Consider the following 10294-nt stretch of genomic DNA (forward strand, 5'->3'; position numbering starts at 1 on the left):
CATTTTAAAACAGTATATCAACTTAAAAATTGTTACAGCATTTCAACTATTGTGACATCAGCCATTGCGATATTCTGTAGGAGTCTGATTGGTCTTTTGTTTGAAAAAGGTCGTAAAATAGCTCGGATTATTGAAACCTGTTTCGTAAGCAATTTCTGCGATGGTCTTCTCTGAATCTTTTAACAAAGCTTTTGCTTTGAGGAGTTTGAAATCAGCAATATAATCTGTTACATTCTTATTGGTTAAGGCAGAAACTTTTCTGAATAATTGCACCCTCGACATTCCTAACTCCTGACTTAGTTTTTCTACTGAAAGAGAGCTGTCTTTGATGTTTTTTTCAATCAATAATTCAAATTCTACCAAAAAACGACGTTCGCCTTTTACGATATTACTCGGATTGGTAACCTCACTGGAGAAACGTCTCCTCATACGGTCTCTGTTTCCAAGCAATCCTTTTATCTTTTCCTCCAGAAACTCCAGGTTAAATGGTTTCGGGATATAGGCATCTGCCCCTACTTTTGTGCCCTCAATCTGATTTTCCAGCTGACCTTTCGCTGTCAGTAAAATCACAGGAATATGTGAGGTTCTGAAATCCTGTTTAATTCTCTGAGTCAGAGAAAAGCCATCCATTCCGGGCAGCATTACATCGCTGAGAATCAGGTCAGGAATATGTAAAAGTATCTCTTCCCAGCCTTTCTCGGCAGATTCTACTGAAGCAATATGATAATTTGCCTCTAATTTCTGCTTTAAAAAAGCATTTAAATCAGGATTATCTTCTATCAGAACAATGGTGTTTTCCCTTGGCTTACTCTCTTCTTGCTGAAGAACAGATGTTTCAGGTTCTACAGACAGAATGTTCGATTTATATGGGACAACCTCCGGTTTGCTAAGCTGCTGATTCTCTGCCTGTATAAAAGGAAGTGTAATTTTGAACGAAGTTCCTTTCCCTTTTTCGGAGTCCAGTTCTATTTTGCCCTGATGAAGGTTCACAAATTCCATTGACAAGGCCAGACCAAGCCCGGTTCCTAATGAAATATTCTGATTTCCACGATAAAAAAGATCAAAAGCATGAGCCTTTTCCACTTCATTCATCCCAATACCATTGTCGGCAATCATTATTTCTATTTTCTCCACATTTTTCAGTAAGGTAACATGAATTGCTCCGCCCTGCATCGTGTACTTAAACGCATTGGAAATAATGTTGAATAGAACTTTGTCAAGCTTCTCCGCATCAAACCAGAAAGGCAAGGCAGAAAAAGGGCAAATAAACTGTAAATCAACCTGTTGACTCTTTGCTTTAACATTAAAATCAGCCACAATGTCTTTAACAAAACTTACAAGATCGTGCTGTTTTGCCTCAAGTTGCATTTTCCCGGCATCTAATTTCCTTAGTTCAAGAAGCTGATCTACAAGGCGTAACAACCTGTTGGCATTTTTAAAAATAAGATGTAAGGTGTTCCTTGTTTCCTTCACATCATTGGTTTTTCGCTGTAATAAATCCTCTGTTGGAGTCAGAATAAGGCTTAACGGCGTTCTGAATTCATGAGATATATAGGAATAAAACCTCAGTTTTTCTTCCGTTGCCTGTTTTGCCAGAAGGGAAATTTTCTCTATTTCATTCTTTTGTTCCAGAATAGCTTTGTTTTGTTCTTCCAGAACTTTGTTCGATTGCTGTTTTTCCTGCACCAGATAGTAAAGGAAAGCTCCCGATATTATCAGTATTGTTAACAGAACAGTGGTAAAATACAGGATATTTCTCTGTGAAGAGAAGGTTTGGATCAATTCAGCAATTTTAGAAGATTGTCTTTCTATATCTCTCTGCTGCTCTTTTACTTTTTGCAGCTGCGAGAACATAATACTGACATTCTGCGGGTCAATGACGGTGGTAAAAAGCTCATTCTCCTTTTTAAAAGTCTCGTGCTTCAGAATTTTGGCAGCAGTGAGGATAGCCTCCTCTCCTCCTGTCGGATAAAGAATTGTTGCGCTGATTTTTCCGCTTCTCACTAAATCAAGTCCTTCATTCTTTCCGGCAAGTCCGTCAACCCCTATAATTTTTATTTTCTGATTAAGGCCAAGTTCCTCACATATCCTATATACGTCATAGGCCAGACGGTCATTATGAGCAAAAACCAGATTGACTGAAGGATGTGTTTGCAGGTAAGTTTTTACAGAATCGACACTTGACCAAAGGGAAGCCATGTAATGCAGGCCTTCATGTTTTTTAATGGCAGACAAAAATCCGGTATGACGACCAATGGAAGGAGAGCTGTTTATCCCCCAGCCAACTTCAAGGATATTGCCTTTTCCTTTAAGCAGAATATTGGCGTACATCCCTGCATACAGACCTACCCGATAGTTATCAGCACCAACAAACGCTGTAAATTTATCTGAAGTGGTGCGTCTGTCAACCAACACAACCGGAATTCCGGAAGAATAGGCTTTTTCGATAATTGGTGTAAATGATTTGCTTTCGTTCGGAGAGACGATCAGAAGATCAAATTTTTCATCTATAAATTCCTGAATCTGCTGAATCTGCTTTTGAGTATTTCCTTTTGCATCTTTCTCCGTCATCGACATTTCCGGATAAAAAGACAACTCTCTTTCCATTCCTTCCCTCATATCTTTTCGCCAGCTGTCTCCGGTAGTGCATTGAGAAACCCCGATTCTATATTTCTTTTCACTATTCTCCTTTCGACAAGAAATCAGTGTGCTGATAATCCCGAGCAAACACAACATTTTCCAAGGGGCAAAAAATCTATTTCTACAGAATAAAAGTCGATTGTGCATACACTATTACTTTACTTGAAATTACTTTGAGAGAATCATCATATCAGACCAATAACTGGCGACTGGTCTTTTGTCCGGAAGAAATACTGGTAGAATGTAGTATTCAGGTTTTAAATGATAAGTTTAGCCGGGAATAAAATTAGTATAATTTTATGATAATTTAAGACTCGGGAGCTAAGATTTATAGAAGCAGGACACAACTGAGGTTTTAGAGAGAAGAGGAAATCATTAATGTGCATGTCTTTTCTGACTAATCGGATATAGCAAGCCTGCAATGAGAATATCACTGAATATTTAACCTGAAAATTATAGGTATCAGATTAATCTCCCTCTTCAATCCTTCTCCGGGATTTTTTGAGAGGCCCGGGTAAATTTCACTAAAAAACATGGCAAATCAATTCATTCTTTCTCCGATGATCTTTTTGGAAAGGTCTTTTATGACAGGGCTTGCAAACAAGAGATTACGCACTGAGGCTTTTAATTTTTCAGTTTTAGAAGTAAATCCATCCATTATTTTCCGGGAAAAGGAAGATATTACATCATTGCAATTCATTTCTAATCTTGGCAATCGATAAATATCGCTGTTGATATCAGCCAAACCGGTATGTACACTGCATGTGGTGATGTATCCGGCTTCTTTTACGGCTTTCAGGGCTTGCCGGTTATACTTTCCAAAGGGAAAAGCATAATGCAATACCGGCTTTTTCAATTGTTCTTCAATAATCCTTTTACTTTGCGTTACCTGTCGCTGTAATTCTTTTTCCGTTAAATTACCATGATCGGCGTGATCCAGACTGTGAGACTGTATCTCCCAGCCTTTCGTACTCATCTCTCTTATTTCATCCCAGGTTAGCGGTCTGTCATTTGCAGGAAGAGAGTCGGGGTCAATGCCTTTTAATAAACTAAAGTCTTTTTCTCCTGTTATTATGGTAGTTAAAAAAAGAGTTGCCGAGAAATTATACTGTTGCAGTACCGGCATTGCATGCTGATAGAGTGAATAATAACCATCATCAAAAGTTATAATACAATATTTTGCATGCGGATCATTACGATTAAACGCCCCCGGTATTTCATCGAGGGAAATTGTCTGGTAACCATTGTCAGACAGCCATTGCATTTCCTGTTTGAATGTCTCAACGGTAATATGTACTTTATTAAGTGTATCGTTTCGTTCCCCGACTAATGCATGATACATCAGTATGGGTATATTAATGTTCCTCATTTTCTACCCGTGTTGGTTTCCATTGAGAGGTACTTTTTCCAATCAATGACAAGAACGTTGTTTTAAATACTCCTGTTACCATACTTAATGCATGAGGAATAGCCATATATTCATTAGCTCTTGCTTTAATAAGGTAAAGGCCAAGAAATCCATACAGGATCATTGCTCCAATCATAGCAACCCATGCCCAATGCGGGAAAAATGAGGCAGGCGAATAGAGAAAATCGAGTACGGCAAAAAATAAAGAACTAATCAGCAACAAAGATCGTGGTAGCTGCATTAAAGAACAAAAGAAATCGAACTGTGTAAAGTTAAGATTAAGAATACTTTGTTTGAGTACGATCCAGCCATATTTATACATCATATTCATATGACTGCCTACCCAGCGTTTGCGCTGTTTCTGAAAATCTTTCTGAGATGAGACTGCTTCGTAAGCTAATTGTGCACAAGGGCAATAATCAACTTTCAGATTTCTTTCTGATAAATAGGCTTTCCATTCTTTATCTTCTGCCAGGTGATTGCTACCGGGCAGGCTTACCAATTTTTCAAATATCTTCTTAGTAAAAAGAATTCCTGATCCGTTGATAAAAACGGAAGCTCCGATCCATTTACGGGGAGCACAAAAGGCCCAGTTACGAAGTGCTTCAGCGGCAGCATCTAAAACCGTAACAGAAGAATCATGCATATTTTTCACAAACCTGTAAGACTGCATCGCAACGATTTCAGGATTATTAATCAATTGCTGATTCATTTCCCTTAAAAAATCAGGGTTTAAATGGCAATCAGCATCAATAATACATACATATCCTTTATTGAAATTTTCCTCAAAAGTAAAATTCTGCATCCCGTATTCCAGTGCCTGTTGTTTATCTGAAGGTTGGGTAGTGAATCTTTCAAGACAATTCATTCCATATTGCCGGGCAACTGCTGCCGTATGGTCGTTACAGTTGTCGGCAATGACTAATACCTGGAAATATTTTTTGTCAAATGTCTGATTTCTGATGCTATCTAACAAGGCCGGCAAAAGCCTGTCTTCATTGTGAGCGGGAATTAATATCGTAAAGAAATTCTTAATCGTATCTTCAGCCGGAAGAGAAGAGACAAACATCTTTTTTATGGAAGAACGGCCAATAACTAATAGAAAAGCCGGGAAGAAAACATAGATATACATGAACAGGATACAAGCCTGAGGTATGTATAAGATGGTCCACAACTCATATTTCTGAAAACTTCTGTACAATATCAGAATTGTAAGACTCAGGAAAATAAAAGCTGTAAAGTATCCTAATATCTTTCTTGTTAAATTTTGGGGTGCAGTCATGTGTTTTACTTTTTACTGTATTAAATGAATAACTTTAAAGAGATAAAAATGTTTAAGATTCTGTTTAATTTACCATTCGTGAATTAATACAGATCCTGTGTAAAGAAGAGCTCAATCCTTTAAAATCCTTAATTCTGAATGAAAAATCCGTATAAGCGTATTTCTCTGAAGAAAATCAGGAGATCGGATGAGACTATAGATTCGCAGAAATATTCAGTTCTCAGCTAACTTTGCTACATAAACGTTGAAAAAAAATGAGGGGCGCATATAATCAAACTGTGTATTCCGGAATGTTATTTTCAGCGTATTTTAAAGGTCTCTCAAACCAGTTGTTTTTGTTGTTTTTGAAGTGCATATTTTGTAAAGTGTTAAGTGATAGCTTTAGTGCATCCAATTAATAGTCAATGCTTTAGAAACGAAAATTACGGATTAAAGTCACTTAATCTCTGGTGGATTTATGGTTTATTTTGCTATTATTTGATAAACGTATTAAATCCCAGACCAGAGAATATTATAGTATTCCAAATTAATTCAGGGCTTAACAGCCGGAATAACCGGTCAAATCAAACAGATTAGCTATAATTACAGAACGGGCAAACGAAATTTTAAAGCAAAAAGCGGCTGTTTCAGCATGAAATTTCAAGGAATTTCATGCTGAAACAGCCGCTTAATATCTAAATTTTAATGCATGTAATTGAGCATCATTTTCAGGATGCTTCAACCATGTTTTTCAGAGCAGAAATGGTAAAACATCTCTGATTGTTTGCACATGTCTGAAATTCTTATGTTCTACATGATGCTCTATTTTCTCATGCGCCCAGGTAGTGTGATAGGGAATATGAATAGCATGTCCGCCAATTTCCAATACAGGAAGCACATCAGATTTTAAAGAATTTCCTAACATCAAAAACTCATCCGGAGCAATATCCAGGTGTTTTAATAATTTCTGATAATCTCTTTGCTGCTTATCACTCATAATTTCTATATGATGGAAATAATTTTCCAATCCTGATTTCATAAGTTTTCGTTCCTGATCCAGTAAGTCTCCCTTGGTTGCAACAACCAGTTGATATTTCCCTTTCAGCGCTTGCAAAACCTCTTCTACCCCATCTAACAATTCAATAGGTTTCTCCAGCAGCTCTTTGCCATATTGGAGAGATTTCTCTAAAACTTCAACATTTAAGGTATTTTCAGAAACTCTCAGGGCTGTTTCAATCATTGAAAGCATAAACCCTTTTACACCATAACCATACAGCCCAAGGTTTCCGATTTCTGTCTTAAATAATTCCTGAGAAACAGTATGATGAGGCAGATAATCTTCCAGCAGTTCACAAAACTTCCTCTCTGTTTCCTGAAAATAGGGCTCATTTACCCATAATGTGTCATCAGCATCAAAAGCAATAACTTTAATATTCATAGGCCTGATCGTTAAAATGGTAATGTTAAGTAATCAAAATCCGCTTATTCCAAAAATATAAGATTTTTCCCTAAATCCAATTTCTGATAAGCTCCGGCCTTTACAAAGGCCTGTTTTCCGCCAGAAATACATAAATATAAGCACCCGGAAAGGCTTGAATTATCAGGAGTCCTTATATTTGCCCTGTACAAAAAGTCATTATTTCCGAAGATTTATGAAAAATCCCTCAACCAGGCTTACCAGGTTTTTTGCATTATTGGGCGTATTATTCGTATTAGGTCTTATTACTTTGCTTAAAAACAAACCTGAAAAGCAGACATTGGTTGAAATCGGGAAGACCTATCGTTTTGAATTTAATGAATACGGAGCCCGGACTCCCCGGATCTTTGAAACATTTCAGGAGGCCATTGCTAAAAAAGACCAGTTTGGCATTTCAGTACTTTTAGCCGAAAACAAGTGCATTTACCTTCCTGATTCCGTGGAAGTACGGGTTTTAAAAATCAGCAAAGACATCTGTTTTGTCAGTGTTCTGAAAGGAAAATATTCCGGTCAGGAGGTGTATGTGAATAAAAATACCCTGACCGGATTATGAGTATTGCTAAGACTTATTTCTCAAACTGAAAAGATTTCACACTTTCACTGAGTTTCTTAAAATCTATTCTGGCACCTTCGGCGGCATTACTGTTTTTCACTGCACTAAAAGCCAGAAATTGAGGTGTAATTTTAGTATCAGGGTCATAAATATGGGATTTGATAGTTGCGACAGACTGCAAGGCATTTGAAATAGATGATGGCGACAAATCAGTTGTTACCGGAATTATCTCATTAATTTTCAAAGAGTTAATACCACTTGTTCTCACTTCCAGCGAGCCTGTTACCTTGGATGCACTTGCCTGCACTCCTATGCCGAAAAGATCAGCCAGATTGACTCCCGCTTTTTTAGTATTAACTCTGGCTATCATTCTGACGCTCACCCCGATTAACGCATAATAGGTAAAATTATCCGGCTGGTTTTTAATCTGAATAGTCTGAGTCTGTGAATAATCATAAATCACAAGATAGGTAGAATTTGAGGCAGAAAGTGTATTTCCCAGCAAAGAAAGTCCTCCGCTCTGATCTACCTGATATAAAGTAACAGATGAAACCAGATTCGGCAGAGAGCTCAGCAGAGAAGTATCGTGCTTTACACTGGTAATATTCTTTACCTCAATCTGGTTCTGATTGTTCAGGTACTTAAGCTGACCCTGATAATCAATCGGTACTGTCAGTGAAATAAAATTGGTGGAAACCAGATCGGAAACGGATTGGGCTATTAATTCAGTACTGCTCAGCAGAAAGATAAGGATGAAAAGTCTCTTTTTCATAGTCGTTAGAATTGAGGTGGCAAACACTTTATAAACAAATAACTATTTATCAGAACAGGTGTATTTAATATTGATATAATAATACATAAATTCAGAGAATTTTTTACCTAAAAACTTCAATCCGGCAAAAAACAACAAATAATACACGGTATATCAACCATTTGATTCATGACAGAACTTTTCAAAAAATTAAATTACAAAAACCAGGAAACAATCCTTGTCGTCAATCCTCCGGAATCTTTCGAAGTTGAACTGGATGTCATTTCAGAAAGGACGGGAATTATCCGAAATCTGAATCAGACTGGGGCGATTGAGTTTGCGCTTATTTTCTTAACGAAACAGGCTGAAATTGATACTATAATTCCTGAAATTATGCCAAAGCTCCGGGGAGATGCTTTACTTTGGATGTGTTATCCGAAAGGTACTTCAAAGAAATACACCTGCGATTTTAATCGTGATACCGGATGGGATATTTTACGTAATTCCGGCCTGGAAAGTGTGAGAATGGTAGCTATTGACTCAGATTGGAGTGCTTTAAGATTTCGGAAAACGGAGTATATCAAAAAATAACCCGGAAATCCAACCAGCATTAAAAACCTTATTCAGAGCCATAAAGAAAGGATTTCCCGGCTTTCTTTATGGCTCATTTATATCAGGTTTTCTTTTCTCCTTTAAGCAGGGAGATTAGCTTTCGGTTAAAATCTCCTGTTAAATCTCCCAGGGGGGCAAAAAATGCAGCATCAAATTGCTCTACCGCAACCACTGCCATTTTGATTATTTCAATTCCCTGCTCAGTTAAACAAACTGTTTTAGCACGTGTATCGGTAGAATGTTCCTGTCGTTTTAATAATTCTTTGGTTTGAAGCGTCCTTAAAACCGTAGAGGTCGTCATAGGGTCAATTTTGGTATGTGAAGAAAGCAGAATCTGCGTAACATCCTGTTTTTGAAGTGTTAACCAATGAATACTGGCCATCAGAACAAATTGAGAATGAGTAAGATCATACTTTTCCAGAGCCTTTTTTATTTCTCTTTGCCAAAGGTTGGTCACCTGCCAGAGTAAAAATCCTGAACTGTCTTCTGCTTTTTCAAAACTGAATGTATTATCAGTGTGCTCCATTTGCTAACATTTTAGAGAAAATCAAATTAAAATCATTTTCCTGAATTTCCAATATTCCAAACCGAAAAGGATAACCCCACGACTGCTTATTCTGAATAAAATCCAATTGACTGATCAGGGGCAGAATCGGGGTCTCCGTACAATCATAAAATTCCACATTTCTTCTGAAAGGGACAAAATCCTCCGTCATCTGAAAAGCATAGACATCGTCTCCTTTTAACTGACCTATACCTGTAAAAGCCTGACATTTGTCCGGACAATCCATCTTAATTTTGGGAGAATAGATCAGAATCCAATCATCCTGACTCATCCGTTTTAAAGGGATCTGTTTTCCATGACAAACCTGAATAAATCCTCCTGAAACACCTCTCATGGCATGTTCTTTGGAAATCACCGCAATCCAGTATCGGGGCTTTCTCATAATTTTGCGGCGGATTTTATCTGATTTTTAACGTCACCGGGCATGGCATCAGCAATATTCTGAGCGACTACTTTTATCCAGAAAAAAGACAGAATACCTTTTACAGAAATCGTATTGGTAATCTTCAAACCATCTGCTGTTTCTTCAAATTCATGTTCATCATACATCTTCGCCAGGGGGAAATGTGTTACATCGACAAACTTTCTGTTTTCAATAGTTTCAAGCAGCTCTACTTTTACTTTCGGGCCTCCTTTGGGTTTAAGGATAAAGGTAGTTCCTTTCACAAAATCTCCATTCATTTCGGTGTATTCAATTCCTTCATCCCAGGTATTCCAGTGATTTACATCTGAAAACAATTTCCAAATCTGCTCTTTGCTGATTTCTTTAGTTACAACTGAATGCGTTCTTTTCCACATAATGATAAAAGTTTAGGGGTTGATATTTAATATGTACAAATATAATAAGTTAACTTATTATATAAAAATGTTTTTGCTAATAAAATCGATCAAAAGTCATAATCCCCCCCCTATGTGTCCTATGTTCCTATGTCGTTACAATATTGATACCCTTACCACAAAATCATCTCACAAATTATAACATGTCAACAAACCTCCTATGTGCCCTATCTTCCTATGTGGTTACAAT

10 protein-coding genes are annotated in these 10294 nt (G+C 37.3%); 2 read left to right on the forward strand and 8 right to left on the reverse strand.

Going from position 1 to position 10294, the window contains the following annotated elements; genetic code table 11:
* Positions 1-57 precede the first annotated feature (57 nt).
* The 4 genes from BM179_RS08390 to BM179_RS08405 form a co-directional block, all read right to left on the reverse strand.
* Positions 58-2736, reverse strand: a complete 2679-nt coding sequence (locus BM179_RS08390) for a hybrid sensor histidine kinase/response regulator transcription factor (RefSeq protein ID WP_092015207.1) — start codon at positions 2734-2736, stop codon at positions 58-60.
* A 445-nt stretch (positions 2737-3181) separates the two neighbouring features.
* Entirely contained in the window at positions 3182-4009 is an 828-nt protein-coding gene (locus tag BM179_RS08395; RefSeq protein ID WP_092015210.1) for a polysaccharide deacetylase family protein, read from the reverse strand.
* Entirely contained in the window at positions 3996-5330 is a 1335-nt protein-coding gene (locus BM179_RS08400; protein ID WP_092015212.1) for a glycosyltransferase family 2 protein, read from the reverse strand. Before BM179_RS08400 ends, BM179_RS08395 begins: the two co-directional genes overlap by 14 nt.
* A gap of 730 nt (positions 5331-6060) precedes the next feature.
* A complete protein-coding gene (locus tag BM179_RS08405; protein ID WP_092015215.1) occupies positions 6061-6747 on the reverse strand; it encodes an HAD family hydrolase in 687 nt (228 codons plus the stop codon).
* 214 nt (positions 6748-6961) lie between these two features.
* On the opposite strand from BM179_RS08405, the gene BM179_RS08410 reads away from it, so the two are divergent.
* On the forward strand, positions 6962-7339 hold the full coding sequence (locus BM179_RS08410; RefSeq protein WP_092015218.1) for a hypothetical protein: 378 nt from the start codon (positions 6962-6964) through the stop codon (positions 7337-7339).
* A 13-nt stretch (positions 7340-7352) separates the two neighbouring features.
* On the opposite strand, the gene BM179_RS08415 is transcribed toward BM179_RS08410, so the two are convergent.
* Complete coding sequence (locus tag BM179_RS08415) at positions 7353-8111, reverse strand: hypothetical protein (RefSeq protein WP_092015221.1); 759 nt, start codon at positions 8109-8111, stop codon at positions 7353-7355.
* 168 nt (positions 8112-8279) lie between these two features.
* Here BM179_RS08415 and BM179_RS08420 point away from each other — a divergent pair, with 168 nt between their 5' ends.
* On the forward strand, positions 8280-8681 hold the full coding sequence (locus BM179_RS08420; protein WP_092015224.1) for a hypothetical protein: 402 nt from the start codon (positions 8280-8282) through the stop codon (positions 8679-8681).
* An 82-nt stretch (positions 8682-8763) separates the two neighbouring features.
* Here the strand turns inward: BM179_RS08420 and BM179_RS08425 are convergent, their stop codons facing one another.
* The 3 genes from BM179_RS08425 to BM179_RS08435 are packed head-to-tail and all read right to left on the reverse strand — an operon-like array spanning position 8764 to position 10065.
* Entirely contained in the window at positions 8764-9228 is a 465-nt protein-coding gene (locus BM179_RS08425; RefSeq protein WP_092015227.1) for a MarR family winged helix-turn-helix transcriptional regulator, read from the reverse strand.
* On the reverse strand, positions 9215-9649 hold the full coding sequence (locus BM179_RS08430) for an EVE domain-containing protein (protein ID WP_218159186.1): 435 nt from the start codon (positions 9647-9649) through the stop codon (positions 9215-9217). The genes BM179_RS08425 and BM179_RS08430 overlap by 14 nt, the downstream gene beginning before the upstream one ends.
* A complete protein-coding gene (locus BM179_RS08435; RefSeq protein ID WP_092015233.1) occupies positions 9646-10065 on the reverse strand; it encodes an SRPBCC family protein in 420 nt (139 codons plus the stop codon). The genes BM179_RS08430 and BM179_RS08435 overlap by 4 nt, the downstream gene beginning before the upstream one ends.
* Between the last annotated feature and the right edge of the window lie 229 nt (positions 10066-10294).

Source organism: Pseudarcicella hirudinis (assembly GCF_900115665.1).
Taxonomy (GTDB): domain Bacteria; phylum Bacteroidota; class Bacteroidia; order Cytophagales; family Spirosomataceae; genus Pseudarcicella; species Pseudarcicella hirudinis.

Coding starts and splice junctions, on each gene's coding strand:
- BM179_RS08390 (WP_092015207.1), bottom strand. CDS start 2,736: ATGTTGTGTTTGCTCGGGATTATCAGCACACTGATTTCTTGTCGAAAG.
- BM179_RS08395 (WP_092015210.1), bottom strand. CDS start 4,009: ATGAGGAACATTAATATACCCATACTGATGTATCATGCATTAGTCGGG.
- BM179_RS08400 (WP_092015212.1), bottom strand. CDS start 5,330: ATGACTGCACCCCAAAATTTAACAAGAAAGATATTAGGATACTTTACA.
- BM179_RS08405 (WP_092015215.1), bottom strand. CDS start 6,747: ATGAATATTAAAGTTATTGCTTTTGATGCTGATGACACATTATGGGTA.
- BM179_RS08410 (WP_092015218.1), top strand. CDS start 6,962: ATGAAAAATCCCTCAACCAGGCTTACCAGGTTTTTTGCATTATTGGGC.
- BM179_RS08415 (WP_092015221.1), bottom strand. CDS start 8,111: ATGAAAAAGAGACTTTTCATCCTTATCTTTCTGCTGAGCAGTACTGAA.
- BM179_RS08420 (WP_092015224.1), top strand. CDS start 8,280: ATGACAGAACTTTTCAAAAAATTAAATTACAAAAACCAGGAAACAATC.
- BM179_RS08425 (WP_092015227.1), bottom strand. CDS start 9,228: ATGGAGCACACTGATAATACATTCAGTTTTGAAAAAGCAGAAGACAGT.
- BM179_RS08430 (WP_218159186.1), bottom strand. CDS start 9,649: ATGAGAAAGCCCCGATACTGGATTGCGGTGATTTCCAAAGAACATGCC.
- BM179_RS08435 (WP_092015233.1), bottom strand. CDS start 10,065: ATGTGGAAAAGAACGCATTCAGTTGTAACTAAAGAAATCAGCAAAGAG.